Consider the following 26,078-nt stretch of genomic DNA (forward strand, 5'->3'; position numbering starts at 1 on the left):
GACAGACAGCTTAAAAAACTGTTTATCTTTATCGTTGTACCTAATAGTATTCTAATTATAGCAGAACTGTTTTTAAAAAAGTCAGAAAATGGTACAGATGTTTTGCGAAATTAAAAAGATAGGGGCAGGATAATGATGTGGAGAGAAAATAGAGAGAAATTTGGATTATTAATAGGATTAGTAGGCATCATTTGTTTTAGCTTAACGCTCCCTGCTACAAGTATTGCGGTAGGGTATTTCGGGACTACAGTCGTCGGATTAGGAAGAACAGTTGTAGCCGCTATTTTAATAGTTGTGGTATTGATTGTTCGAAAAGAAAAACTACCTTCTCCTCGCCAATTCAAAAGTCTACTTATTGTAGCTGTTGGTGCAGTTTTAGGATTCCCTCTCCTTACTTCTTGGGCAATGGAATCTTTGCCTGTTTCTCATGGGGCTGTGGTCTTAGCCTTATTACCATTAGCTACAGCAGGATTTGCTATATTTAGAGCAGGTGAAATTCCTTCTCTTAAATACTGGATTTCAAGTATAATCGGCTCACTGTCAGTTATTATATATGCACTTCATCTCGGATTTGGTCAATTACAATTTGCTGATTTAGCTTTACTAGCAGCTGTTATTATACTTGGACTTAGTTACGCAGAAGGTGGGAAGTTAGCGAAAGAATTAGGCAGCTGGCAAGTGATTGCTTGGGCAATTATGATCGGTGCTCCATTTTTCATTATTCCAGTTGGACTAAACCTTACAACTGAAATGCTCCATGCACCTATACAAGCTTGGGTTAGTTTTATTTATCTCGCGGTGGTTAGTCAATTTCTAGCATATGTTGCTTGGTATAGTGGAATGGTAATGGGTGGAATAGCAAGAGTAAGTCAGCTTCAATACTTACAACCATTTTTGATGATTCTATTTGCAACAGTATTTCTAGATGAATCGATTACTCTTTTCACTATTGTAATAGCAGTGATTGTTGTCTTATCAGTGATATTAGGCAAAAATGCTCCCGTGTCAAAAAAGGGGTTATATTAGAAATCAAACCGTCTTTGCTATTTTTCATGTTTCGCATTGTTATATCTCCTATCTTGGCATAAGACGAATAGAGTCGCATGTAAGATTTGAAGTAGGTGAAAAGCTAGCGATAACTTCAAAGGCTTATCTATAATTAAAGTAAGAATTGTACCCTGATTCCTTTAAAGAGCCAATTTTAAGTACAACATGTTAAGTTGATGAGCCAGAACAAATTAATTGAATAAATAAAAGTGAGTTCTGTCTTTTTCTAACCCGTTCTGTTAACTGGTATAAAAACGCAAGTAAACAACCAAAAAGTGACCTAATTTGCATATGAATTGCATATGAATTAGGTCCCTTCAAATTTATTACGCCATAATCGATTGTGATATAGACACAATCGCACCCTCTCATTGAAAAAAGGGGTTATTTTAAGTGGTATTCATCTAATCGATGAACTTTAATAAAATCTATTCTTCTAACGCCAATTGATCTCGCTTTTTATTATTTTTTTTTGCTGTAGTAAAAATAATGCTAGACCGATCAAAATGATTGCTATTCCCATTCCTTGTTGTAAAGAAATCACCTCATCCAAAATGAAATAAGCGAGTATACAAGTTCCGATTGTTTCTCCTAATATACTCATTGAAATAACGGAGGTACTTATCCATTTCAATAACCAATTAAAAATTGTTTGCCCTAATATCGTTGCAACAAACGCTAATCCAATAAAGGACCACCATGTATCTACGGAATAATCGAAGAAGTGTATTTGCTGACTGAAAGCAAAAATACCTAAAAATATCGTACTGCTCCCATACCCAATAACTGAATATAGAACAAGAGATAGCTCTTTACGAACATGCTGGCCAATGAAGAAGTATCCTGTTATGACCCCCGCCGCAATAAAAGCAAGTATATCGCCAAATAAGGCTTGTCCACTAATTTGAAAGTCTTGCCATCCAATGATAATACTTCCTGAAATTGCTACGAGGCAGCCTATTACAGCCCCTTTACGGAAGCGCTCATTAAAAATGAAATAGCCTCCAATTATCGAGAATAGTGGCTGCAATGTAACTATAACCGTCGAACTTGCAACAGAAGTGTAGTTTAATGATTCAAACCATAATACATAATGAATTGCTAGAAATACACCTGATAATAACCCGATTCCCCATTGTTTTTTTGATATTGAAAATAATTCTTTTCGGTTCTTTTTATTGATTAGTAAAAATGGTAAAAGCATTATTGTTGCAAAAAACATCCTATAGAATGCCGTAATTGTCGCAGGTGCATCTGCTAATTTCACAAAGATAGCTGAAGTAGATAAAGCAAATACGCCTAAAAATAAAGCTATGTAAGAAATAATTGGTGATTTCAAATCTATTACCCCCTTGATATGTGTTTACAATAATAAAAATAATGCGTTATAATGCACAGGTACAGACGTAAGTATAAAACAAATATATCATCGATAAAAGTGTTAATTCTCCATGTTTAGTATGTAAGCACAAAAAGAGTTAAACAAACATTATTTTAGAAAGGATTTTCATTATGAACAACCATCGACTCGGACAAACGGTCTTACATTATCGTAGAAAGACTGGAATGACAATTCGTGAGTTCGCCGATTATGCAGGAATCAGCACCTCACTTATTAGCCAAATAGAAAGAGGAAAAGCAAATCCCTCGTTAAGTGTACTAGAGCTGATTGCACAAGCATTAAATGTGCCATTGTATACGCTTTTCATTAACGACATTGATATCGATTCACTCATTTCTAGAAAGAAAGATCGAAAGAAGGTGTATCGTGAAAATAACGACCATATTGTCTATGATGTTTTAACGCCAGATTTCATGAAGGCACGTATTGAACTCTTAATAATGGAGTTAAATGCACACGCTTCCACTACGGAAAGCCACTTTTCACACGAGGACAAAGAAGAAATTGCTGTCGTCATGAAAGGACAAGCTTATGTTGAACTTGAAGGTACAGAATACTTATTAAACGAAGGAGATGTTGTACGCATTCCACCAAATGTTAAACATCGATTTTCAAACAAAAGGGATGAACCCAATCATATTTTATTTGTACTAACTCCAGCTTTAGTTTAAATAGACCAACCTCATATTAGTATTAAAAGATAGAGTTATTTCAAACCATAAATAGGGGCCGTTCTAAAAATCGAATAATTATCGACTTTTAGAACAGCCCCGTAAAACGGCTTAACTTTCTATAGACAATTTAACTTTCAAAAACATTTCGACTATTCTCTCAAAAACTTCTAACTGTTAACTAAATGGTATTATTCCTCAATCATGTCCTGTAGCGTTGACCATATCTATTAACGCCCCTTTTGCAGAAAACTTTAGGCAACAGGCTTACCGTTCTTAACGGGTTGTTCAGGTTGTAAAAGTACCACGTCATCTTCACCTGGAACTCCACCGATTACCAAGACTTCGGACTTAAATCCTGCGATACGTCTCGGGGGAAAGTTGACTATGGCTACTACTTGATTTCCTACCAGCTGTTGGGTCCCATACCTCTGCGTAATTTGGGCTGAAGAATGTTTAATGCCTAGTTCTCCAAAATCAATTACCAACTTAATTGCAGGCTTTCGTGCTTCTGGGAATGGTTCTGCTTTCAACTCAGTGCCCACACGAATATCTAATTTTAAAAAGTCCTCAATTGAAGCCAATACCATCACCTCATATTTTTTTAGTTTTATGCTCTTAATCAATTTGGCCCGTTTGAGGCACTAACCTTCTGCCGTTAAAGCACCCGATTGTTTATATCTATCGGTTTTTCGTTTCTGAAACTTCTATTTTGTATCTCTATTCTCTTTTCCAGTTAATAAATATATTACTGCTAGAAAACCTACCAATAAAATCACATTTACGGCAAATGGATACCCCTTCGAGTAATTTGTAATTATTAAATAGATTTCCAGTGGAATAAATAATAAACAAAAGATAATGTATACTTTATTCTTCACCCGCTAACAATCCCAAACTTTATGCTCGATACCTTTATCATAATCTGGCCCTTTAATGGCATACAATTTGTGCAACAATCGCACCCGATTGTTTAATACAGTTGGATAGGGGATTCTGCACCCTTGATCATATCTGTAATGGCAGCATAAATATTCGGTGGGTATTCAGCTATTCTATGGGTGAGATATAAATACCACTCACTTCCATATGTTAGATAAACACTAACAGGAAGTCCGTCATCTTTAAGTTTTTTACAAAGATCGGGACGAATTCCGTATAACATTTCTGCTTCTACATATGGATTTTTTAAATAACCATGTTCAGTAACTTGCTTATATATAGCTTCATCATGCGAAGCAATTGAAACCGGATGTTCTGCCTCCACGCACAAATCCACTAATTCAAGATAACGTTCATTTAACTCTTTGGAACGAGGGATACAAATATCCGAAGGCTCTTGAAATGCTCCTTTAACAATACGGATTGCCCCAGGATATTCAAGTAGTTCCTTAAGGTCGTTAAGTGTTCTATATAATTGGGCCTGAAGTGTAATCCCAACGTTCGAATATTCGGCTCCAATTCTTTTATAAATTGAAAGTATTTGATCAGTTTTACCCGACTCTTCCATACTAATCATCAGCGACAAATTATAACTTTTTGCTTCTTCAGCCATTTCCAAAAGGTTTTGATAGGCAAGTTCGGGATTAACAGACAAACCTATATGCGATAAGTCAAAGGAAATACGAGAGTTTAAACCTTGATTTCCACATTCTTTTATTAAGGATAAAAATTCGTCTTTAGCTTGGATACATTTTTCCTTGTCAGCCGTGTTTTCCCCAATAAATTCTAAAGAAACACGATACCCTCTATGTATAAGCTGTTTAGCGATAGCCAATCCATCTTCTTTTGTTTCACCTGTTACAAATCTTTTAGCTGACTTCTGAAACAATGGATAAAGTTCGTTTGATTGTTGAATGTATTCATTTATCTCCAAATTTCGTGCAATGGATTTCAATGCGTCTGCAAATTGTTTTTCTTCTGTAGTAAAAGTCATTTTTACGCCCACCTTTTCATTTAAAATTTCTTCCTTTTCAATAAAAACCGCCAATTCTTGCACAACTGTATTCAAGTTAATGGCCCGTTTAATGAATAAGCAATTTAATACTTTCCGTTGCTTGGAGTGCAGGTGCCGACTCCGGGAGGATCAGCGTGAGCCTTGAGACCCTGGACGAAGCGTAGCGAAGGAAGGTTAGAGCTGCCTTAATTTCTGCAAAACCACAGAAATACGGCAAAGCGAACCCTTCGCTGTTCACTTGGCTCAAGCCACGCCCTCCGGAAAGCGCGCACCGGAACGGAAAGCAACAGTTTATCTACATTGAGTTGGCCAGATAGCGATATAGACGAAATCACTTATAAAGCAAACAAGTCCCCGTTAATTCAAGATAGATTATATTATTTCATCAAAATTATCGGCAAACTGTTCTTCTGAAATTACTTGTAAACCATTTCTTCTTAATAAAGCAGTTGTGACTCCATTCCCAGCAACTTTCTCCCCCATAAATTTACCATTATAAATCATTGAACTTCCACAGGATGGACTATACTCCTTAAGAACAACTACTGTTGCATTAACATCGTTAGCTTTTTTTAAAGTAGTATAAGCCCCTTTTATGTATAGTTCCGTAACGTCTTTACCTGATTTCTCGACTACTTTGGCTTTCCCATCCAATACATCTTCCCCGTTACCACCTATTATTTCAGCAGGTTCTCTGGGAGTTGAAAAACCACCAAGCAATTCTGGACATACCGGTATTGCTTGGCCCTCTTCTATTAGTTTACTTATCCTGTGATCTAAACAATGTGTACCGTTATATCTTACCTGTAACCCTGCTAAACAAGAACTAACCAATATCATTGATAACACCTCAATTTAATATTTACAATATGGCCCGTTAACGAGAGAACCCTTTAGATATTTATTAAGTTAAACTTAATTCATAATGATAAAATAGTGTATCTCGTACATATCCGTTTTTTTCATATAATTTTTGAGCAGCATAGTTATCTGGTGCTGTCTCCAAAACAACACTTTTTGCACCTGTTTTAAGAGCATAATCTTTCGCCTTGTGTAAAAGCATTTGTCCTATTCCTAATTTTCGTGCTTCTAGATCAACAAACATATCATTCAGTATCCATGCTTTTTTCATCGAGATTGATGAAAAAATAGGATACAGTTGAGTGAATCCCACATATTTTTGATTGTTCTTAACAACAATTATTACGGATTCTTCATTTTTCAGTCGTTCTTTTATGTATTTCTTAGCACCCTCTAAATCTGATGGTTGTTCATAGAACATGCGGTATGAATTAAATAAATTTGATATACCTTCTAAATCCTCAATCGTAGCTTGAAATGTTTCCATTTGAAATCCCCCTATTAGTTTTAATTATACATTTTGCACCTAAGATCGATAAACATTATTCTTTGAAATGCCGGATTGTTGAACTATGAACCTCAACTTACTTTACAATCAGTATAGCAGAATTTTTCCATAGGTCTGTTTTTAAAATCAAATGGCACCGTTAATTTAAATGCAATTTGATGTTCTAATTCGTTGTTAATTTTCTTGTTATTTCAGCTTTTGTACCACTCAACTGAACGGTTTAGTATTTTTCAAAACACAATTTTTCTATTTACTCTTTTATCAAGACATATAAAGTTAATTTAATATAACTATATTTCTATTTTGAGACTATAATAATACTTTACGTTAATCCAATCAAAAGATAAAATGCAGTTCCCCATATAAACAAGGCGGAGCATTTGTTGAATATGTTCATCATACTTCCTTTAGTATCCAGCCTTTTCATTACTGAACCTGCTATCGTTAATCCAAAGAACCAAATCCAGGCTACTGTAATACAAGCGATTGTAAAATAAACTTGTTCCTTTCCGACATATTTTAATGCACTTGTCCCAATCACACCCACAGTATCTAAAATAGCATGGGGATTTAATAAAGAAACGGATAAAGCAAAAATAATTTGTTGACGGATTGGTAATGCGTTATTCGTTTCATTCGCTCTTGGTTCAGATTTCCAAATAGCATACCCCATATAAAGTAAAAACAAAATACCAGCTAACACTAGGCTAAGTCGTAGCCATTCAAATCGCAACACAATAACAGATAGCCCAAAGACAGCTAATAGGATTAAAAAAGTATCACATAGTGCAGCTGTAATAATCGCCGGAAGGGCTTGAAGTACTTTCGGCTGTGTGGCTCCTTGCGAAAACACAAATACATTCTGGACTCCTAAAGGCAAAATTAAGCCGAATGCTAAGATGATTCCATGAATAATGGCTTCCATATAATCAACCCCCTTTCAATTACTATCGTACTATGATAATACTAAAAGAAAACAACCAATTGGGTGGCTTTTTATCCACCCAATTCAGGAGGAATCTTATGAAATGGCAACCAAATCGACACTCTCACTTGACTTTTCAAGACCAAATTGTAGATTGGATAAAATCTCGTATTGAACGAGGGGATTGGACTATTGGCTCAAAGATTCCAACACAGCGCCAACTCGCAACGGAATTTAATGTAAATCGAAGTACCGTGCAACTTGCGCTTGATGAATTAAAAGCAGAGGGTTTACTCGAATCAAAAATGGGTTCCGGGGTATTTGTGGCGAATAATTCCTGGAATGTGCTTTTAAATCGTGCTCAACCGAATTGGCAGCATCACATTGAATCAAGCATTCATAAACCGAACTACCATACAATTCAACTCATCAATGAATATGAGCAAATAGATCATATCATCCGTCTTGGAACAGGGGAATTATCACCTGATTTACTTCCGACGAAACAAATTGAGGATTCGCTAAAAGAGATTACACTCGATTCAAAGGCAATTGGTTATTCCTCACCACAAGGAAGTGAAAAACTTCGAGGTGTTTTATGTGAGTATTTAAAAAAACGGGATATTCAAACAACACCAGAAAATATATTAATTGTTTCAGGTGCACTTCAAGCACTTCAATTAATTGCCATCGGCTTATTAGAGGAACGATCCATTGTCTTCCACGAACAACCTTCGTATTTAAACTCAGTACATCCCTTTCAATCTGCTGGAATGCGTATGATTTCAGTTTTACGGGATGCACAGTTAACAGAAAGTTTAAAGTCACTTAAAAAAAGAAGCCAATCTCTATTTTACTGTGTGCCAACATTACATAATCCAACAGGACATAATTGGTCGTTGAAAGAAAAGAAAAGCTTATACAATGCGTGCAAAGAGCTACAAATTCCGATCATTGAAGATGATGTGTATCACGAACTGTTATTTGAATCATCTTTTGATGCCATAAAGTCATTTGATACATCAGGACAAGTACTTTATATTGGCAGTGTTTCTAAAACGCTTAGCCCTGGATTACGAATTGGTTGGATTGTTGCGCCTACACCTGTTATTAAGCGATTAGCTGACGTTAAAATGCAAACTGATTATGGTTCAAGTGCCTTTTCTCAAGAAATTGTCGCATACTGGATATCGACAGGTTTATACGAAAAGCATCTGAATAAACTTCGTAAACAACTGAAAAGCAGGGCTACATTTGTAGAAGGACTATTAGCACAGCATTTTCAACAAATAGCCACTTGGAAAAAGTCCGAGGGTGGTTTCTATATATGGATAAGGTTTCATGAACCTATCGTAAACAAGGCGTTATTTCTAAATTTACTAACACAAAATGTTTTGATTAATCCAGGCTATATTTATATGCCAAATGATCTACACCATATTCGTCTTTCTTATGCGTACGCTTCACTGGAAGAATTAAAAGAAGGATTAAATATTTTACTAAAACTTAGCCCCTATTAGTTTGCTAGTATTCATACGTTTTAATTTAGTTGTTTGGGAAGCAGAAGAGTCATTGAATATCTTTGCAGTGCTAGTATCAGGTGTGGTTACAATAAATCCGAGTAATGTTCATCCGCAAGGAAATCATGGATCAGGTTTGGCTATAATAAGGAAAAGATGGGATCCAATTTGCACGTCATATCAAAATTATGGTGTATTACTTCCCAACCCCACATCAGGTGAAACCAACTTTGGAGGGGTATACCCAAACATGCCATATGGTCCTGTTTAAGCCTTTCCGACCTTCCAGTTTAAACATGACTAACAAATCTATAATAGTTCATTGTAGTGGCAATAGACTAAGTATCCGCAGATGACCTTTTCTGGTGGTAAATAACTGTTTTCGGGATATTAATTACCAAAAATATCAGTAATACTGGCGTTACCCAGAACTTACAAGGCCGATTACCCGCCATGGGTGCATCGGTCTTGTTTAACTAATAATCGGACTCCCGATAATCCTTGCTTGCTTCGGGAACGCAAATAAGTGCCTTTCGTTATTTCCTTATTTTTACTCATCATCTACCTTTCCCTTTAATAGTTTAGCTTGTATTCCTAAACATAAAATTTCTATAAATAGAAAAAAAGCGTTCCTTTGGAAATTAAAAAATCATTCAAACAGAGTATAATTCCTCTTTTATTCAAGATATAAGCTAGCCTTTGTGCAATTACGTCCCGATTGTAGTCCAAGTAGTATTTGCAACTTATGTATACATAATAACCATAAGTAAAATAGAAGTAATACATAATCAAAACATTTCAGAGAGTGTAAAATATCTTGTGTAAATGAATAAATGCAAAAAGGAAGACCTTTTCTTGGTAGAATTAAGTCACCACAACCAATCCTAGAAAAGAGGCCTTCCCTATGACTCAGTTTACAACAGATATTGTTCAAGCACTAGTACAAAAACAAGATATTACCGAGGTTTTTCGTTCACATCTAGAAACAGCGATAAATACTTTACTCACAACTGAGCTGACGGCATTTTTAGATTATGAAAAATATGACCGTATCGGCTTCAATTCAGGAAATTCCCGCAATGGATCATATGACCGAACGCTCCATACTGAATATGGTGACCTTCAGGTCAAGATTCCTCGTGATCGTAACGGCGAGTTCAAACAACAGACAGTCGCGCCTTATAAACGCTCAAACGATACACTTGAATCTTTTGTCATTCACATGTTTCAAAAAGGCGTGACTATGTCAGAAATCGCAGATTTAATTGAGAAAATGTACGGTCATCATTACACACGTCAAACAATATCGAATATGACACAAGTAGTAGGTGAACAAGTAGAAGCCTTTAATAGAAGGAAGCTAAGTGCGCGCTATGCCTGTGTTTATTTAGATGCAACTTATATTTCTGTTCGACGTGAAACTGTTTCTAAAGAAGCTGTTTATATAGCTGTGGGCATTCGTGAAGACGGCTCAAAAGAAGTGATTGCCTACACAATCGCGCCGACAGAATCAGCTTTCAATTGGAAAGAGCTCCTACTAGAAATAAAGGAGCGTGGCGTAGAAGAAGTTCTGCTCTTTCTTTCAGACGGCTTAACAGGCATGGTGGACACAATTGCGACTGCATTTCCTAAAGCTGAATTCCAAACATGTTTAGTGCATGTAGCACGTACGATTTCACATAAAGTGCGGGTTGAAGATCGAGCTGAAATTTGTGAGGATTTCAAAATGGTTTATCGGGCTGATAATAAAGAAGCCGGTCAAGTTGCATTAGACAAGTTCTGTTCAAAATGGAAAAAATCGTACCCCAAGGTGACGAAATCACTCGCTGCAAATGACCATTTACTTACCTTCTACAGCTTTCCGAAACCCATTTGGCGCAGCATATACTCAACGAATTTAATCGAGTCATTTAACAAGCAAATTAAGAAATATACAAAGCGAAAAGAACAGTTTCCCAACGAAGAATCACTTGAACGTTTCCTCGTTTCCCAGTTCGAAGATTACAACCAACGCTTCCTCACACGATGCCATATCGGTTTCGATCAAGCGCGCGCTGAGCTGGCTAATATGTTTGAAACAAAAGAATAATAGATAGTTTATTTCAGAATAAAAGGTGATTTCCAAGAAAGTATATCCTGTTCATCAAGAGAAAATCGTATGGTTTAGAAGTTGTAAAAAAATAAAAGTGACAGTAACTATGAAAAGGTTGGATTGTCATTTACACATAAATATTGACACTCCCACATTTCAGGGAATACTTTAAAGAACAATATAAGAAAGGAGATTTTAATTATGTTACAAAATTTCGAGATAGTTACACCATTATTTGAAGGTCAAGTTAACGAACGTTTCCAGTTTAAACTGAACATTGAAGGAAACGACTATCGAGGTGTTTTTCATGACAAGGAAATTCAATGGTTTCAGCCGCAACCTTATACCAAAATTGAAGAGGATGACGTTAACTTCATTGAAGCTAACGTTCAAAATTTGATGATTAACCGTTTATTACAATGATAAACGTGGCTATCTGGGAACGATTTATTCACCTTGATTCTTCTGTTCATTGTCTTTTTTGTATACCATTTTCAGCGTTGTGTTGATGTTAATTAAAGCTATTAATAAAAAACCAACCATTATAAAAGTATTAACTTCTCCTGTGAAAAAAGATATAATACTTATGCTCTTTTCAGAGTCACTGAATCCTCAATGAGCACTTCTTATTTTACAGTGTGCAATATTTTAGGGCAGTATATTAATTGCACGAGTCCATGATTAATTCTTCATAATCGATAGTAAGGTATAAGTCCCTTTTTATAAAGGAAAGCCACGATATTCAAGAAAGGGGTAGGAACTTTCTTCAAAATGTAGCGTTTGCAGTAAAATTGACGATGGGCTTTTTTAAGATTACTCCATTGCTCGCATTCTTTGATTTGTCTATAACGTGCAACATCAATGAGCTTTATCTCATCAGTAGAAGTGATAAAAATATTACGTAAGTGAATGTCAGAAGGATTTAACCCCAAATTTGCAGCCAAGGATAGTGCGTAATCGATTTCTATAATATGATCCGATGTAATAATTTTCCCGTGTGTCATACATTCAAAAAGTGTATAACCGTCGATGCAATCAATGACAATGTAATTTAATCCAGTCTCATAAATAGATGGAAAGTAATGAATATCTTGAAGTAATTTATAAATTTCAGCTTCCTCTTTAGCAATGGACGTAAAATCAGGAAAGAACACTTTAACTGCTTTATTTGATAACTTCATTCTGAAAACAAATGCACTTCTCCCTGTTCCGATAAGTTTTAAAGATTTGTCGTAGCTAATCAGACGATTCTTCTTGTTAATGATGACTGAATTTACAAGTTCAAGATAATTGCTCAAAGGTTAACCTCCATTAACTTTCATAAAATAAAAAAGAGACGTTATAACCAATTCTTGGTCATAATGTCTCAAATAAAACAAAAGACCTCACCAAATAATTGGTAAGGTCTCGCAAACAACGATTGTTGCCAATAAATCCGAGGATTTAAATCCTATGTTGACGACATTTACTGTATTAGCTACTCCCCTTAATGGAAGTTGAATATATTATTTTGTAAGTTTATTGTAAGTATAAACAGCTTAGATGTCAATTATCATAAAGAAATCATGTCAGAATGCAGATAGTTATGAGTGGGTTGCCAATGATGTGGCCGTTACTTCTATCAAATCTGCCCCCTTTTCCAAATTAAAAATGGAGCCATCTATGCTACTCAATAACATTTCAATAATTCGCGACACGTTTACGGAAATGAAGGAATGAAGAATTGGGATAAGATTGGTGTATAATTTATATATAATAATTTAAATGTGTAAACTCCCTAAAATAACTATTCATCATTAAAATAAAAGACTCCTTTATATATATTCAAAAGCTTTTAAAAAATAATAACCAAATAACTAATTGTTTCTAATTAGAAGTTTAACATTTGCCCACTTGCTCAGCCAATCAATTTCCTTGTTCGATAATATCTGCACTACGGCTTCTTCATTCTCTTCAACCTTTTTCCAATTAGCATCTTCCCACTCCTAATAAAACTAATGTCTCTATTAATTTATGCATTATTGCTGTTTTTTGTTATTAAAAAATATATGCACCTTATTAGTAAAGCTATCATTTACATTCAAAGTGTTGGTTTCCAGGTTCCAGTACAATACTGAATCCCTTTAGAGCCTAGTACTCAACACTTGTCTAATTGAATCTTTTTATACGGTTACGGTCCCAGTCACCCGAACTATGTAGTACCAGGCTGATGGTGTGGGGCATCGCCCGGCTGCCAAAGCGATTTTAATACTACAACTTTGAAACTCAATTATCCCCTCCCAAGTCTATTTCAAGACTTGAAAGTAGACGTATTAATCTGTTAGGAGATGTGAAAAATCACATCATGCCGCCCGTTCCATATTAACGTTTTAAGTATTTAACTTCATAAAAGACTAACCTTCAATGGAAAAGAGCTATTTGGTATGTTTGCCGAAATCTATAATCCTCATCAGTTAAAATCATGAATTTGCGGAGTTAAAAAGACGATTTCATTTGCTCGCCGTGCAGTTCTCTCTCATATGGATTATAAGCGACTTGAGATGAGTATTTTTACGAATTGGTATTAATTACATAATGAACTATGCGAAACCATTTGATAATGACTTATTTTCATTGTCTATGCGTAATATGCATTTATGTCTATTCGGTTCATTAACATCAACACTTTTTAAAATCCTTTGCAGAACTTTTCTTCTTATTGTTTTTAATCGGACAGCTACTACAATAAGATATCTCTTCAACATTTATTCCTAATTCATAGTACATACAACAGGTTTTACGTATGGGGTTTATCCTAAGTTCATCACCTATTTTCAAGTACTTTTTAATTGGATTTCCGTCTAAATTAAATAGATCGCCACTGACGTTTTTCAAGAAATTGAAATCGTTGATTAACCTTTCAATTTTACCCTGATCCGATTCCTGCTCCAATATTTTCATGTAAATTGAATTAATACGAATCGCTACGTTTTCCCACAGAATTGATGAAGAAACTTTTGACGCCTTTTTTAATATCGATAAAACGGGCGTAATGTGACAAGAGAAGAGTTCCCGCAGGATCCTCTCACGCCATTCCTCTCTTCCGACACCTTCCATTTCCTGCTATTTACACATATGTTGTTGAATACATAATTTACGTTCCCTACTTAAGGAGCATGCTTTTAGAGGTAAATTGAGCGCACAGTTGAATTCAACCATACTATATAAAGTAGACGACACGACAAGATATGCATATCTTTTAGAAAGCATAGAAGCCGTAACACGTAAATTTGGTGCTTTCATCTCTTTCCTTTGCATATGTAAAAACGATAGACAGTATTCTTCATCTAACAAATCCGACATTCTAAATTCGTTTGTCGACCCATCATTTATATATAAATCGAAATCCTTGAGTTCATTTAAAAGAATATTGCTCATTTTATCATCCTTACTAATGAATTATTCTCACACTTCAAATAAAATGATTGGTTTCATCTATTTATTAGTAATTCAGACTGGAAGTTTCTTGTTACTTCTTATTTCCAGTTATTCTTCTCCCCTTCCCATAAGGAATACATAGAGGAGTCCCGAATAATGGGTCTTTTATTATTTCACAATTCATATTAAAAACATGTTTTACTGTTTCAGCAGTCATTACATCTTCTGCTCGTCCTTGAGAGTATATCCCTTGGTTACTAACCGCTACAATATTATGGGCATAACGACAAGCAAGGTTCAAGTCATGTAAAACCATTACAACTGTACGACCTTCTTCCTCATTCAGCTCAAATAAAAGGTCTAGCACTTCAATTTGATGTGCCATATCTAAGTAAGTTGTTGGTTCGTCCAATAAGATGATATCTGTATCTTGAGCCAAGGTCATTGCAATCCAAGCTCGTTGTCGTTGTCCACCAGATAATGAATCTATAGTTCTGTCAGAAAACATCTTCATTTGTGTTACTTCAAGTGATTGGTTAACAATTTTTTCATCTTCCTTTGACCATTGTTTCAACCAACTTTGATGGGGGTATCTTCCTTGTTTCACCAACTGTAAAACGGTGAGGCCTTCCGGAGCAATGGGACCTTGAGGTAATATTGCAAGACGCTTTGCGATTTCCTTTGTTGATAAATGCCGTACGACATCTCCTTCCAATAAAACTTCACCCGACTGGGGCTTTAAAAGGCGGGCAAGAGACCGCAATAAGGTTGACTTTCCACATCCATTCGAACCGACAAAAACAGTTATTTCTCCCTTAGGTATCTCAAGATCAAGCTCTTTTATAATAATCGTGTCATTGTAACCCAATGTTAGGGATTTTGCTTCTAATGACCCCATAACTATCGCCAACTCCTTTTTAATAGTACACTTATTCACATATTTCGATTTCTATATAAAAGATATATGAAAAATGGAGCTCCTATTCCTGACACAAAAACGCCTGCAGGTAAGTCTAACGGCAAAAAGACCGTCCGTGCAATCGTGTCTGCCAAAACCACAATTATTCCGCCTATTAACGCTGAAACTGGAACTAAACTTCCAAATGACCTACCCACAAGTTTTCGTGCAATATGAGGGGCGATTAAGCCTACAAAACCGATTCCTCCTGCAAAAGCCACCGCAGCACCTGCCAAAGCCACACTGATACCTATTAATCCGAATCGGGTCAATTGAACTTTGGATCCTAAACCAAGAGCCAAATCATCCCCCAACTCCTGCAAACTAAGTTTCCGTGACAACAGCAATGCCAATGGAACAAAAATAATCACCCACGGCATCATCGCATAAGCATTCGCCCAACTTGCTCCATAAACACTTCCTGTTAACCAAATATAGGCTTCACTCGTAGAATACGTAGGACCAATAACCATTAACATCGTTACAATAGCACCCGTTGCAGCTTGAATTCCTATGCCTATAAGTACAAGCCTGATGGGGGTAACACCCTTTTTCCACGCTAACACATATATTAAAAGAGAAATAACGCCCGCTCCTATGATGGCTACAAATGGAAGCAACTTGATACTGTACGCCGAAAAGTAGGTAATGTACAAAACTGCTGCAACAGAACCGCCACCCGTTATTCCAATAATATCAGGAGAAGCTAATGGATTTCGAACCACACCTTGCAATATTAATCCAGATACTCCAAGACAAATACCTACAAAAAATGAAAGTATTATTCTTGGAAGTCTTAACGTTTCAATTACAAATGAAAGCTCTCCATTTCCAAAGCCGAGTAAGTGTTGGATAACCAAGATTGGATTGATTAATGTACTACCAACCGCTAGTCCAAAAACAAATAACAACAACGAAATTAAAAATAGGATCACGCATACAAAAACAGCTTTTTTTTCAAGTAAGAGTGAAATTGTATCCGACTTATTCCGTATCTTAAAATGTGTACTCAATCTTTACTAAACCCCCTTCGTGCAATATAAATAAAGAATGGTGCACCAATGATTGCTGTCATCACACCTATCGGCATCTCTTCAGGCCTAATGACAAACCGAGCGATGACATCCGCTAACAATAACAAACTTGCACCATAAATTGCGCAGTAAGGAATTATCCATCGATAATCTATACCAACTAACCCACGAACGATATGTGGCACAATTAATCCGATAAAACCAATTGAACCACCTATTGCAACGGATGCTCCTGCCAATACAACTATAATAATTCCCATTAGAAATTTAACTAGCATCGTTCGTTGCCCTAATCCTTTTGCAATCTCTTCACCTGTGGAGAGAATATTGATTGAATTACCTAAAAGGAAGGCAAAAACACCTGCCCCTAACATGAAAGGCAAGACGGGTAGTAGCATATCCAATGTTCTACCTGCAACCGTTCCACCCATCCAAAATAATACACCTTCCAGGCTTTGCTCATCGATTACAAGCAACCCTTGTGTAAAAGAACTAAAAAAAGCAGTTAATGCAGCGCCCGCCAATACAATTTTCAGAGGAGATAAGCCATCCCTCCCAAGAGAACCAAGTAAAAATACCATGATTGCGGCAAGACCCGCTCCTAAAAATGCAACCCACATTAAATTAACAAGCGAATGAATGGAGAAAAAAACAGTAGCTGTCACTACAAATAATAATGCCCCTGCATTTAACCCAAAAATACTTGGTGAAGCAAGGGGATTTCGAGTTAACGCCTGCATGAGTGCTCCTGCTATCGCAAGACTTCCGCCAATGACAGTAGCAATTACAGCCCTTGATAGTCGCGTTGTTGTAATAATAATATGTTCTGTAGACGTTTCATCAAAGTTTACAAAAGCATCAATAGCAGTTTTGACGGGAGTATGTATTTGACCAAAAATAATACTGAACGCAAAAGAAATTAACAATATACAAAGACCAATCGCAAGTCCAAGAAACTTTAGTGAGGTTCGAGGAAATAATGGGTTCACAATCTCACTCTTTTCAACTTATTTTTTATAAAAAAATAGGAGGGAATCCCTCCTATTGACAGTCTATTATTTTTCCAATGCAAAGTGATCATAAATTTGGTCCAACATATTGTTGGCTGAAGTATACCCACCACCCATATTCCAAGCAACTTCATCAATCATGTACGTTTGATCATTTTTTACAGCATCTAGGCTTTTCCATAACGGATGATTTGTCCATTCATCGTAAGTTTTTTGGATTGCCTCTGTATCGGCATTATGACCATCCGCATTAAAGATGAAGAACACATCTGCGTTCATCGAAGGAATACTTTCCATGGTTGTTAATTTTAGAACAACATTTCCTTCATCAGCAGCTTTTTGCTGAGTTTCAGGTCGTACAAATCCGAGTTCATGTAAGATATCACCAGCGAATCCTGTAACATAAATACGTGCATGATCCGTTCTAAAGTTAAGAACAGATGCCTCAACTGGCCATTGATTCCCTAACTTGTCCGAAACTTTCATTTTAAAATCTTCTACCCGATTATCCCAATCAGCTAGGAGTTGATCTGCTTCTGTTTCCATGTTCATTGCTTTCCCCATCAAATCGACCGTTTCTTTAAATTTAAAGACCGTCTCGTGTGTTACAGTTGGTGCGATTTCGGAAAGTTGATCGTAAATTTTTTCGTTACGTAATTCAGAAGCGATGATTAAGTCTGGTTTCAGCTTAGCAATTTCCTCTAAGTTTGGCTGTGTTTCAACGCCAACCTGTTGAACATCTCCTAAATCATTTCTTAAGTATTCATATACGGGTTGCTGTACCCAAGATTCTACAATCCCAACTGGTTTCACACCTAGAGCAAGGGCTACATCAGTTGCCCCTTGATATAAGGTAACAATCCTTTTAGGCGTGCCCGTAATTTCTGTTTTCCCCATTGCATGCTCAATAACACGTACATTTGTATCAGCAGACTTCGTGTTTTCTTCTGCACTATTTCCGTTCTTATTTTCTTCTGCTGGTTCCTTTGTTGTATTGCCATTACCACAAGCAAATAGCATCGCACTAAGAATGACTAATGTAAGCATTGCAAAAATATTTTTCCGAAGAGATGTACCCATGTTTCCCCCCTATTATGTATGTATTTTGTCATTAATTATCATTCTCAATTGTTTTACAAAATAAATCTCTTAATAGAAATTCATGACTCGACAATTGAGAATGAATATCAATCTCAATTGTTATTATGAATTATATGACTATGTATGTCAAGAACCTTTATTGAAAAGTTTCATTTTAAACATATTTAGCTTATATTATCTTGCGAATTAGTTTTATTAGCCAGTCAATTTCCTAGCCCGACAATATCTGCTCTTCGGCTTCTTCATTCTCTTCAACCATTTACAGAAGTATTTAGGTTTATCAATTGCTTTCTAAAAAGTAATAAAATATTTCGCAACTTTTTTGTTCAAATAGACTTGACACTGCACAGCAATTTTTCACGAATATTAGTAATATAATAAAATGCTAAATTATAATATTAAGTTAGGCATTCCGATAAAATCCAGTGTATTTATGAAATGTGCATGTTTACTACCAACCTTAGAAAGCCGGTTTTGACCTTGAATTTGATTTTGTAACTTCAGGCTAATTTGGCTAATTATTGTTCAAAAGTCACAGCTGGTTTTTGATAGTCTAGAATCTTTCTTGGTAGATTAATGATGGTTTGATAAATACGTTGAATTGAACTTCTTGAGTAGTCTGAAACTGCTTTCCATTTCGGGATAAAGCGTCTAAGAAGTCAGTTGTGTCACTCGTTAGAACTTCTTTCATAAGGCGCATAAGGTCTAGCGAAATAGACTTTCGTTACTCCCTCCAAAATTGCAGCCAAATTGGAGAACTCACTTCCATTATCAGTATTAATTGTCTTGAATAATTGCGAACGGCATTTTATCCCATACTTCGAATTAAGTTCACCCGAATTGGCTTGAAAGTACTCCATAAAATCTACGAATACGGCTACCGGTCTAAAACGCTTATGAAGCATGACTGCATATGCACCAAGAATAGGACTACGCTTCTGACCAAACTCATGCCGTACACTTCCCTCTGAAGGAATGAACTCGAATGTATCTCCCTCTCTCACTACGTTCGCATTGGGAGGTCCCACATAGCCGTCTTGTGTAGTCGCTACACGAAGCAACCCATCACGCGTCGTAATGAAAGATGTATTTGGTCCATTCTTCGTTTCATAACGTTGAAAAACAATGTCACCAAGCAAAGGATTCAATCCAAAGGTTTCACAAACCTCTATGAAGTGGTTCGCCTCTTCTTGTGTTCCTTTTGTTGGCTGCACAAACCGATTCCAAATCAACGACTTCTGTTCGTTAGTAAACGTAAATACTTTTTCCACTTAAACCATCTCCTTTTGTATTTTTTATAAATAAAAAAATCGACTTCACCCATAAGGGATCAATCGACTTTTAAATAACCCACAGAATCTGAAAACGAAAGTTGATTGTTCTCATGTCATTTCATTGCAGCTAGATTAAAAAAATAGTGTCTGGATTACCTGTGCACCGAACTATTGTGTTTGTTTAAACATTAACGGTGGTTTCAACAAACATAACTTTTATGTTTGTTTCATGCAAGGTACTACTCGATATTGCAAGAACTGCAATGGTACAAAATAAAACACTAAATTTGTATTTTACTATACTTTTAAAGCATGATATTTACTCTGTTTTTGTTGTGTCTTGATTACTCTTAATATTTAAAATACATTTACAACTAATTAATAGTTACCTAGTATTAACTGTGGATCCAGTCCTTGCCAACATCATGACATACACCGAGGAAATTTTATTACAACCTTTGGACAACTCCTAGAGCTCGTATACGCACTAATCTCAAACGACTAGAATGTATACACAAAAATGGTTGCAGTGAGCGGATCAGTAGGTGCAAAAGATGTGAACAAAAATTGGAACGTTATCACAAGGAGGTATTTATTATGAATGCAGTAGAAGAAAAAGCTTACATGAGGCTAGATAAATTCATATTGGAGAATAATATTAAGCCACTTGTAACGAAAGAAATTATTGAGGAACACAGCAGAAATCCGATTGGCAAGCATAGTCCCCATTTATTTAAAGTACTCAACTATTTTCGCCGGCATCATGACCATTCAAACGGGAAAGATTTAATCATCTGTACGATTCCACATAAAGAGTGGTGTCTAGGAGAACATCCAGGTGAACGAAACAAAGAATATATTGTGTATCACGATGAAAAATTTAAATCTAGAGAAGCAGCAGAACATGGTCTTTTTATAAAAAGACTTAAAAAACACGGACTAATTAATATGAATTTTTCAGTTGAAGGAGAGATTAACTAATGGCTATTAACGGATACACGGATCGTTTAAGCGTTCAACCCGGCGAAACAATCAAATTCATGGTAAACAGCGAAAATCCTGAATATAAAACAGAAATCACTAGAATCATTTGCGGCGATACGGATCCAGGTGGACCGGGTTTTAAAGTAAAAAAAATCGATGCTGATGTAAACAAAGTTTACAAAGGCCGTAAACAAGAAATTCATATGGGTTCTTATGTTAAAGTGGAAGACAACCCTAAATTCCAAGATATTAGTAGTTTCAGTTTGCAGGCGATGATTTATCCGACAACACCTGAAAAAGGGGTTCAAGGCTTGCTGACAAAATGGTCTGATTCTAGTAATTCTGGATACGGACTTTTTATTGATGAAGATGGCAGTGTAGCTATTTGGGTTGGTGACGGCAACGGAAAAGTTGAAAAAGTAAGTACCGGCGTTCCACTTCTAGCTGGTTGCTGGTTTTTTGTCGGGGCAACTTTTGATGCGGACAGCGGGAAAGTAACTGTTTTCCAAGAGGCTAGAATTACAAAAACGAACGGAAGATTTTCAAACCGTTTTCAAGCGGAAAGCGTGACAACTTCTGTTGAAGAATCGCTCAGTATTAATCCACATACAAATAACGATGCTCCATTTGTGATGGCAAGTATCCTGAAACAACTTGCAAATGGCAAAGACGCACCAATGTATAAATACAATGGTAAAATTGACCGTCCACGAATTGCGTGCTGTGCTTTAACAAGAGAAAATATGGAAGACTGGATTGAGAATCCTGCCGGCGTCAAACTCGTTGCAGCATGGGATTTTTCCGAAGAAATTACGAGAAAAGGTATCAAAAACATTAGGCATATTTATGATATGTCGCCTAACAAATTACACGGAACCGTTTTAAATACACCGTTACGCGCCGCAACAGGGTATAACTGGACATCTGATGAGCATGGCTTCATTCATGCCCCAGAACAATATGGTGCGATTCATTTCCACGATGATGATTTAACAGATGCTGGCTGGGATGTTGATTTCGAGTGGAAAGTTCCAAATGATTTAAAAAGTGGAATCTATGCTGCACACGTTTCTGCCGATGATGAAGATGAACAGGATTATATCGTCTTTTTTGTGCGGCCTAAAAGGGGCGTCAAACCAACAGCAAAAGCAGTTTTCATCGTTCCAACAGCAAGTTATTTAGCGTATGCAAATAACCGCTTTCAAGACGTTCCAAGTGCACAGCTCATGTTCGGACGTGCACCAGTCGTTCAGGCAGAAGACAGATTTTTAGGTAAACACTCTGAATACGGTCTGTCGATGTATGATCACCATAATGACGGAAGTGGAGTAGCCTACTCTTCCTCACTACGTCCAATATTAAATATGAGACCGAAATACCGTCACAACCTATCCCCGTCTTTATGGCAGTTTAACGCAGATCTTCACCTAGTGGACTGGCTGACGGAAAAAGGGTTTGACTTCGATGTCATCACAGACCAAGATCTTCATTTTGACGGGGAAGAACTTCTCAGTCAATATAAGGTTGCTTTAACAGGAACACATCCGGAATATTATTCAGGACAAATGATGGATGCTGTGGAAAATTTCCAAGACAACGGCGGACGTTTTATGTATATGGGCGGCAATGCTTTCATTTGGATTGTTCAATTCCATCCTGACAATCCTAGCATTATGGAAGTTAGAAAAAACTGGGGAAATACTTCTTGGAAAGCTCGTCCAGGCGAAGTACATTTGAGCTTCACTGGTGAAATGGGAAGCCTATGGAAGCACCGAAACCGCGCACCACAAAAAATTGGCGGTACAGGTTATGTTGCGCAAGGGTTTGAAATCTCTTCTTATTACACTCGAACAGATGATAGTTATAATCCAGATGTCGCTTGGATTTTCGACAGTGTAACCGATGAAAAGATTGGTGATTTCGGCCTCGTTGGTGGTGGCGCTGCAGGTATGGAGCTCGATATTTACGATACTGAACATGGTACACCACCACACGCAACGATCATCGCATCTTCCGAAGATCATTCCAGTGTATATGTACCCGTCACAGAAGAACTTTTCTTCAATGTACCGGGATTATCAGGCGATGAACACCCACGGGTACGTGCAGATATGGTCTATTTCCCGACACTGAATGATGGTGCTGTCTTCTCTGTAAGTTCGATTTCTTATTGCGGCAGCCTATCGCACAACAATTACGATAACAATATTTCGCAAATTACCGAGAACGTCTTAAAGCGATTTATGTCTAGCGAGCCACTGAACAAAAACTTAGCTGTAACGATGCCGTAATAATAGTGCTTGACGTTTAGGCTAAAATTAGGGTCAACTCTTCCGTATTAATGCATCAGGGTAATTTAAGAAGTGAAATGTAGAGACGTGGGATATATCGCTCACGTCTCTTTTCCTACGTTCAAATTTTCATCTCCAATCATTCTCCCATATACGCTATAGCCTACTCCTTTATTTATGTAAGGACCTAGTATCGATAATAAAAAAATCATCGCTTGTGATTTCACCAGTTCAATTTTTAAGGTGATTTTCAGCATCTGCAATTGTAATCATTAATCAATACTTCCAATCAGAAAAAATCATTTAAAGCTTATTATGCCAAATATAACTTATTTAAGTATTCTGTCCCGTTACTTTAAGCGTTTCAGCTGTCACTTTTAGCGTTTGCAAGTGTAGAAGTGACTCCGTAATAATGATAATGCGCTCATTGAAGTGTTTACCGCCCCATTTTAAATACATAAGTAAATCACTCACATCTCCCCTCACTACATATACCTAAATCGGCTTTCTTTTAAACTCAATTGCACAACTAAAAGGTTCTGGATCTTAACCTTCTTATCAAGTTTTATTTGAATGGTTAACCAAAACTTTGATTGATACCAACCATTAAACACTTGCCTAAGACGGCTTTAAGGCACTTTAAACGTGTACTCTTAGTCGATTGAGAAACTTCCATTGAATCTAACCATTTGTAAATAGTTTCAACAGTGATTTCTTCAATATGTTTAACTCCTGCTATCTCAGCGAATTTGTTAAAAATTAAATTGTAATCATTTAAAGTTCGTTCACGATAACCGTTTAATTTCATTTGTTGATTTGTTGTGAATAATGCTTTTTCATTCGTCATACCTTTTGGTGCCGATTCTTTCGGTTGCATCAATTCAGTTTTGATTGATACATCAAATATGCCACTTCTTTTAGTCAATAAAAAAACCTCCCAAATATAATTTAGGAAGTTGATTTCGTTAGACGATTTTTCAGGTCATTTTTTAAAAGTTAGAATACCTTTATAAATACCTTACTACGTCAAACCATTGGAACTATTGAGTTGTTCGGGTTATTGCTAACGTCCCAGGAGGACATTTTCGAAAGCATTAAAACCCTTATATATCAACGCTTTCACTATTTTATGTGTATAATATGTGTATAGAACTTTACTGACAATAATTGTTAAAGAGACTTACACCCACCATTTTTACTAATCTCATTATATTACTTCTTCATATATTTTCCAGCCTTTCTTTTATAAAACAGCCACTTCCAATGCGTATCTTCGGGAATTCTTCATCATATAATAGGTAGATGAAAATTGTATACCAGAACATATTTAAATCCGCACATAGTTACTTTGAATTCATGAAAAACACTTCTAACTAAAATCCTTTTAAATACTCATCTATTTCTGAAGATAAAGCTCGTTTAGCTTCTCTTGATCAACTTATATGCTACTCATTTTTTTCGCTCACCCATTCATTCAACCATTGAATTTCTTCCTGTGACAAACTTTCTTCTTTTACTTCCCTATCTACTACCCTCTGCCAATTCAATTCTTCCCATTTTAAATGCGCTTCCCACTTATGCATAACATTAACCGCATTTTCTGTTTCTAGTTGTTGTCTAGTTTTGAATGGTATTATAATCGCCATTTGGCCACCTCTTCCGATTAGATCTGTTCCTTCTATAATAAAGGTTCAGAGTGAAAGTAGCAAAAAGCTTTCACTATAAAATTGAAATGTTATATGGTAATGAAATCATCATTCAGGAATCAAACACACCAAACGTATCCTTACACTTGTAGTACTTACAAAATGGTTTAATTTCAAAAGAAATTTTACAAGCCTCTGAGGCAGAAATCAAGGAACACATCCAGGAAATACCAATTGTTTTTAGCGTAATAGCAAAAATCTACAGAATGAATAAAATGGGAAATCATGGAGTTTTAAATAACGAATGCTATAATAGTTTTATGTAAAAGTGAATATTCAGTAAGAACATTATGCCGCAATCGGGCCACAAGAGTTGAAGAAGAATGATTATATAAAATAATGACCTTATCAACTTACTTGATAAGGCAAAGGTTCACTCTTTTTCAGACTTTTCACGTTCATTTCTTTGTTTTGTCTGCAACCAAAAATCGGGTGATTCATAACGAATTAAAGAATAATCAAGTTCTTCTCCATTAGTTGCTACCTGAACTAACAAAAGCTTCTCTTTATTACTCGGGTGTATATCTGCTGTTTTAATGTTTATAACCTCTACTCCTGTTCGTTTAGGTGTTCCAACAACAACAACTTGATTTCCTTTTGTATAAACATCTGTGATATTTGTTTGAAACACAACTATATACAGGTCAAGGTCAGTTTCATTCATTGCAGTATTAGCAGCAATACCTACATTCTGTGTAAAATGTAATTCTTCTGAAATCCCAATGGAATAATAAGGGAACATTCGGTGGAGAGAATAGTGTATTCGAGAAGGAATATAGCTCCATCTTCCAGTCGTGCTATGCCAGTGTTCTTCGTAAATTGGTCTAATATAGTTTGGTTCGCTTTTTATTACTTTGAAAGGGATTTTTGTTCCTTCTTTTAACACTTCTGAAATAGGGATGACATCGGTAGGATAATTAACATCGGTTCCCTCTTCAAAAGGGAAAGGTGAATCAAGAATGGTGATAGGTTCAGGTGGTTCAAGGCTGTCTAAACGTTGTTCCAATTCCTCAATCCGTTTGTGTTCACTTTTAATATTATTCGGTTGCGAGATGGATAACTCCGTTAGTTTTGTATTTAAGGACTTGCTATAAACAAATAAGCTTAAAATAATTAAAAAACAAATAATATAACCAATCCTTGTTTTTAACATGTTCTGATCACCTCAGCATATTATCTGCTTTTATGAGGGATTTATGCGGAAGATTAGTTATTTAACAGGGCAGTTGTTGTATAAAGGCTATGCTTCAATCGGGTGCGATTGTTGCATAAATTTTATGCCATTAACGGGCCATTTTAATAAAGATTAAATATTTAACT

25 protein-coding genes are annotated in these 26,078 nt (G+C 36.2%); 7 read left to right on the forward strand and 18 right to left on the reverse strand.

Going from position 1 to position 26,078, the window contains the following annotated elements; translation table 11 throughout:
- The first annotated feature begins 135 nt into the window (after positions 1 to 135).
- Entirely contained in the window at positions 136 to 1,026 is an 891-nt protein-coding gene (locus tag AC3RV6_RS10715) for a DMT family transporter (protein ID WP_489749234.1), read from the forward strand.
- 457 nt (positions 1,027 to 1,483) lie between these two features.
- Here the strand turns inward: AC3RV6_RS10715 and AC3RV6_RS10720 are convergent, their stop codons facing one another.
- Complete coding sequence (locus tag AC3RV6_RS10720) at positions 1,484 to 2,386, reverse strand: DMT family transporter (protein ID WP_489746033.1); 903 nt, start codon at positions 2,384 to 2,386, stop codon at positions 1,484 to 1,486.
- Positions 2,387 to 2,559: 173 nt separating this feature from the next.
- Between AC3RV6_RS10720 and AC3RV6_RS10725 the strand changes: the two genes are divergently transcribed.
- On the forward strand, positions 2,560 to 3,120 hold the full coding sequence (locus AC3RV6_RS10725) for a helix-turn-helix domain-containing protein (protein WP_489746034.1): 561 nt from the start codon (positions 2,560 to 2,562) through the stop codon (positions 3,118 to 3,120).
- A gap of 254 nt (positions 3,121 to 3,374) precedes the next feature.
- On the opposite strand, the gene csaA is transcribed toward AC3RV6_RS10725, so the two are convergent.
- From csaA to AC3RV6_RS10750, 5 genes are all read right to left on the reverse strand, one after another.
- Positions 3,375 to 3,704, reverse strand: a complete 330-nt coding sequence (gene csaA / locus AC3RV6_RS10730) for a chaperone CsaA (protein ID WP_489746035.1) — start codon at positions 3,702 to 3,704, stop codon at positions 3,375 to 3,377.
- Between the two features lie 389 nt (positions 3,705 to 4,093).
- Positions 4,094 to 5,056 (reverse strand): proline dehydrogenase family protein, encoded by a 963-nt coding sequence (locus tag AC3RV6_RS10735; RefSeq protein ID WP_489746036.1) that lies wholly within the window; start codon positions 5,054 to 5,056, stop codon positions 4,094 to 4,096.
- Between the two features lie 393 nt (positions 5,057 to 5,449).
- Positions 5,450 to 5,917: a 2-thiouracil desulfurase family protein gene (locus AC3RV6_RS10740; RefSeq protein WP_489746037.1), complete on the reverse strand. Its 468-nt coding sequence runs from the start codon at positions 5,915 to 5,917 to the stop codon at positions 5,450 to 5,452.
- A gap of 64 nt (positions 5,918 to 5,981) precedes the next feature.
- Positions 5,982 to 6,425 carry a GNAT family N-acetyltransferase gene (locus tag AC3RV6_RS10745; RefSeq protein WP_489746038.1) on the reverse strand — a complete coding sequence of 148 codons (444 nt, stop codon included), beginning with the start codon at positions 6,423 to 6,425 and terminating at the stop codon, positions 5,982 to 5,984.
- Between the two features lie 343 nt (positions 6,426 to 6,768).
- Entirely contained in the window at positions 6,769 to 7,371 is a 603-nt protein-coding gene (locus tag AC3RV6_RS10750; protein WP_489746039.1) for a LysE/ArgO family amino acid transporter, read from the reverse strand.
- Positions 7,372 to 7,469: 98 nt separating this feature from the next.
- On the opposite strand from AC3RV6_RS10750, the gene AC3RV6_RS10755 reads away from it, so the two are divergent.
- From AC3RV6_RS10755 to AC3RV6_RS10765, 3 genes are all read left to right on the forward strand, one after another.
- Positions 7,470 to 8,891, forward strand: coding sequence for an aminotransferase-like domain-containing protein (locus AC3RV6_RS10755; RefSeq protein WP_489746040.1), 1,422 nt, complete (start codon positions 7,470 to 7,472; stop codon positions 8,889 to 8,891).
- 904 nt (positions 8,892 to 9,795) lie between these two features.
- Positions 9,796 to 10,980, forward strand: coding sequence for an IS256 family transposase (locus AC3RV6_RS10760; protein ID WP_489746041.1), 1,185 nt, complete (start codon positions 9,796 to 9,798; stop codon positions 10,978 to 10,980).
- Between the two features lie 204 nt (positions 10,981 to 11,184).
- Positions 11,185 to 11,406 carry a hypothetical protein gene (locus AC3RV6_RS10765; RefSeq protein ID WP_489746042.1) on the forward strand — a complete coding sequence of 74 codons (222 nt, stop codon included), beginning with the start codon at positions 11,185 to 11,187 and terminating at the stop codon, positions 11,404 to 11,406.
- Between the two features lie 266 nt (positions 11,407 to 11,672).
- Here AC3RV6_RS10765 and AC3RV6_RS10770 read toward each other — a convergent pair whose 3' ends face one another.
- The 8 genes from AC3RV6_RS10770 to AC3RV6_RS10805 all read right to left on the reverse strand — a co-directional run bounded on the left by AC3RV6_RS10770 (position 11,673) and on the right by AC3RV6_RS10805 (position 19,774).
- Positions 11,673 to 12,281, reverse strand: a complete 609-nt coding sequence (locus AC3RV6_RS10770; protein WP_489746043.1) for a protein kinase family protein — start codon at positions 12,279 to 12,281, stop codon at positions 11,673 to 11,675.
- A gap of 1,360 nt (positions 12,282 to 13,641) precedes the next feature.
- Positions 13,642 to 14,079 (reverse strand): IucA/IucC family C-terminal-domain containing protein, encoded by a 438-nt coding sequence (locus AC3RV6_RS10775; RefSeq protein ID WP_489746044.1) that lies wholly within the window; start codon positions 14,077 to 14,079, stop codon positions 13,642 to 13,644.
- A gap of 6 nt (positions 14,080 to 14,085) precedes the next feature.
- Entirely contained in the window at positions 14,086 to 14,400 is a 315-nt protein-coding gene (locus AC3RV6_RS10780; protein WP_489746045.1) for a hypothetical protein, read from the reverse strand.
- A 91-nt stretch (positions 14,401 to 14,491) separates the two neighbouring features.
- Positions 14,492 to 15,298: an ABC transporter ATP-binding protein gene (locus AC3RV6_RS10785; RefSeq protein WP_489746046.1), complete on the reverse strand. Its 807-nt coding sequence runs from the start codon at positions 15,296 to 15,298 to the stop codon at positions 14,492 to 14,494.
- Between the two features lie 35 nt (positions 15,299 to 15,333).
- Positions 15,334 to 16,371 carry a FecCD family ABC transporter permease gene (locus AC3RV6_RS10790; protein ID WP_489746047.1) on the reverse strand — a complete coding sequence of 346 codons (1,038 nt, stop codon included), beginning with the start codon at positions 16,369 to 16,371 and terminating at the stop codon, positions 15,334 to 15,336.
- Positions 16,368 to 17,381 (reverse strand): FecCD family ABC transporter permease, encoded by a 1,014-nt coding sequence (locus AC3RV6_RS10795; protein WP_489746048.1) that lies wholly within the window; start codon positions 17,379 to 17,381, stop codon positions 16,368 to 16,370. Before AC3RV6_RS10795 ends, AC3RV6_RS10790 begins: the two co-directional genes overlap by 4 nt.
- 66 nt (positions 17,382 to 17,447) lie before the next feature.
- Positions 17,448 to 18,482 (reverse strand): ABC transporter substrate-binding protein, encoded by a 1,035-nt coding sequence (locus AC3RV6_RS10800; protein WP_489746049.1) that lies wholly within the window; start codon positions 18,480 to 18,482, stop codon positions 17,448 to 17,450.
- Positions 18,483 to 19,171: 689 nt separating this feature from the next.
- On the reverse strand, positions 19,172 to 19,774 hold the full coding sequence (locus AC3RV6_RS10805; RefSeq protein ID WP_489746050.1) for a recombinase RecT: 603 nt from the start codon (positions 19,772 to 19,774) through the stop codon (positions 19,172 to 19,174).
- A 600-nt stretch (positions 19,775 to 20,374) separates the two neighbouring features.
- Between AC3RV6_RS10805 and AC3RV6_RS10810 the strand changes: the two genes are divergently transcribed.
- Positions 20,375 to 20,758, forward strand: a complete 384-nt coding sequence (locus AC3RV6_RS10810) for a N,N-dimethylformamidase alpha subunit family protein (RefSeq protein WP_489746051.1) — start codon at positions 20,375 to 20,377, stop codon at positions 20,756 to 20,758.
- Positions 20,758 to 23,052 (forward strand): N,N-dimethylformamidase beta subunit family domain-containing protein, encoded by a 2,295-nt coding sequence (locus AC3RV6_RS10815; RefSeq protein ID WP_489746052.1) that lies wholly within the window; start codon positions 20,758 to 20,760, stop codon positions 23,050 to 23,052. The genes AC3RV6_RS10810 and AC3RV6_RS10815 overlap by 1 nt, the downstream gene beginning before the upstream one ends.
- Before the next feature lie 333 nt (positions 23,053 to 23,385).
- On the opposite strand, the gene AC3RV6_RS10820 is transcribed toward AC3RV6_RS10815, so the two are convergent.
- The 4 genes from AC3RV6_RS10820 to AC3RV6_RS10835 all read right to left on the reverse strand — a co-directional run bounded on the left by AC3RV6_RS10820 (position 23,386) and on the right by AC3RV6_RS10835 (position 25,911).
- The gene (locus AC3RV6_RS10820) at positions 23,386 to 23,526 is read right to left on the reverse strand and encodes a hypothetical protein (protein WP_489746053.1); all 141 of its coding nucleotides are present in this window, start codon (positions 23,524 to 23,526) and stop codon (positions 23,386 to 23,388) included.
- Between the two features lie 103 nt (positions 23,527 to 23,629).
- A complete protein-coding gene (locus AC3RV6_RS10825) occupies positions 23,630 to 23,977 on the reverse strand; it encodes a hypothetical protein (protein ID WP_489746054.1) in 348 nt (115 codons plus the stop codon).
- Between the two features lie 520 nt (positions 23,978 to 24,497).
- Positions 24,498 to 24,698, reverse strand: coding sequence for a hypothetical protein (locus AC3RV6_RS10830; protein ID WP_489746055.1), 201 nt, complete (start codon positions 24,696 to 24,698; stop codon positions 24,498 to 24,500).
- Positions 24,699 to 25,131: 433 nt separating this feature from the next.
- A complete protein-coding gene (locus tag AC3RV6_RS10835) occupies positions 25,132 to 25,911 on the reverse strand; it encodes a hypothetical protein (RefSeq protein ID WP_489746056.1) in 780 nt (259 codons plus the stop codon).
- Positions 25,912 to 26,078: the final 167 nt, after the last annotated feature.

It is taken from the genome of Sporosarcina sp. So3-204, assembly GCF_058068165.1.

Excerpts from the sequence above, each read along its gene's own strand:
- AC3RV6_RS10765 (WP_489746042.1), top strand. The coding sequence starts at position 11,185 with ATGTTACAAAATTTCGAGATAGTTACACCATTATTTGAAGGTCAAGTT.
- AC3RV6_RS10745 (WP_489746038.1), bottom strand. The coding sequence starts at position 6,425 with ATGGAAACATTTCAAGCTACGATTGAGGATTTAGAAGGTATATCAAAT.
- AC3RV6_RS10800 (WP_489746049.1), bottom strand. The coding sequence starts at position 18,482 with ATGGGTACATCTCTTCGGAAAAATATTTTTGCAATGCTTACATTAGTC.
- AC3RV6_RS10735 (WP_489746036.1), bottom strand. The coding sequence starts at position 5,056 with ATGACTTTTACTACAGAAGAAAAACAATTTGCAGACGCATTGAAATCC.
- AC3RV6_RS10810 (WP_489746051.1), top strand. The coding sequence starts at position 20,375 with ATGAATGCAGTAGAAGAAAAAGCTTACATGAGGCTAGATAAATTCATA.
- AC3RV6_RS10740 (WP_489746037.1), bottom strand. The coding sequence starts at position 5,917 with ATGATATTGGTTAGTTCTTGTTTAGCAGGGTTACAGGTAAGATATAAC.
- AC3RV6_RS10815 (WP_489746052.1), top strand. The coding sequence starts at position 20,758 with ATGGCTATTAACGGATACACGGATCGTTTAAGCGTTCAACCCGGCGAA.
- AC3RV6_RS10750 (WP_489746039.1), bottom strand. The coding sequence starts at position 7,371 with ATGGAAGCCATTATTCATGGAATCATCTTAGCATTCGGCTTAATTTTG.
- AC3RV6_RS10775 (WP_489746044.1), bottom strand. The coding sequence starts at position 14,079 with ATGGAAGGTGTCGGAAGAGAGGAATGGCGTGAGAGGATCCTGCGGGAA.
- AC3RV6_RS10760 (WP_489746041.1), top strand. The coding sequence starts at position 9,796 with ATGACTCAGTTTACAACAGATATTGTTCAAGCACTAGTACAAAAACAA.
- AC3RV6_RS10725 (WP_489746034.1), top strand. The coding sequence starts at position 2,560 with ATGAACAACCATCGACTCGGACAAACGGTCTTACATTATCGTAGAAAG.
- AC3RV6_RS10830 (WP_489746055.1), bottom strand. The coding sequence starts at position 24,698 with ATGGCGATTATAATACCATTCAAAACTAGACAACAACTAGAAACAGAA.
- AC3RV6_RS10755 (WP_489746040.1), top strand. The coding sequence starts at position 7,470 with ATGAAATGGCAACCAAATCGACACTCTCACTTGACTTTTCAAGACCAA.
- AC3RV6_RS10835 (WP_489746056.1), bottom strand. The coding sequence starts at position 25,911 with ATGTTAAAAACAAGGATTGGTTATATTATTTGTTTTTTAATTATTTTA.
- AC3RV6_RS10715 (WP_489749234.1), top strand. The coding sequence starts at position 136 with ATGTGGAGAGAAAATAGAGAGAAATTTGGATTATTAATAGGATTAGTA.
- AC3RV6_RS10780 (WP_489746045.1), bottom strand. The coding sequence starts at position 14,400 with ATGAGCAATATTCTTTTAAATGAACTCAAGGATTTCGATTTATATATA.
- AC3RV6_RS10785 (WP_489746046.1), bottom strand. The coding sequence starts at position 15,298 with ATGGGGTCATTAGAAGCAAAATCCCTAACATTGGGTTACAATGACACG.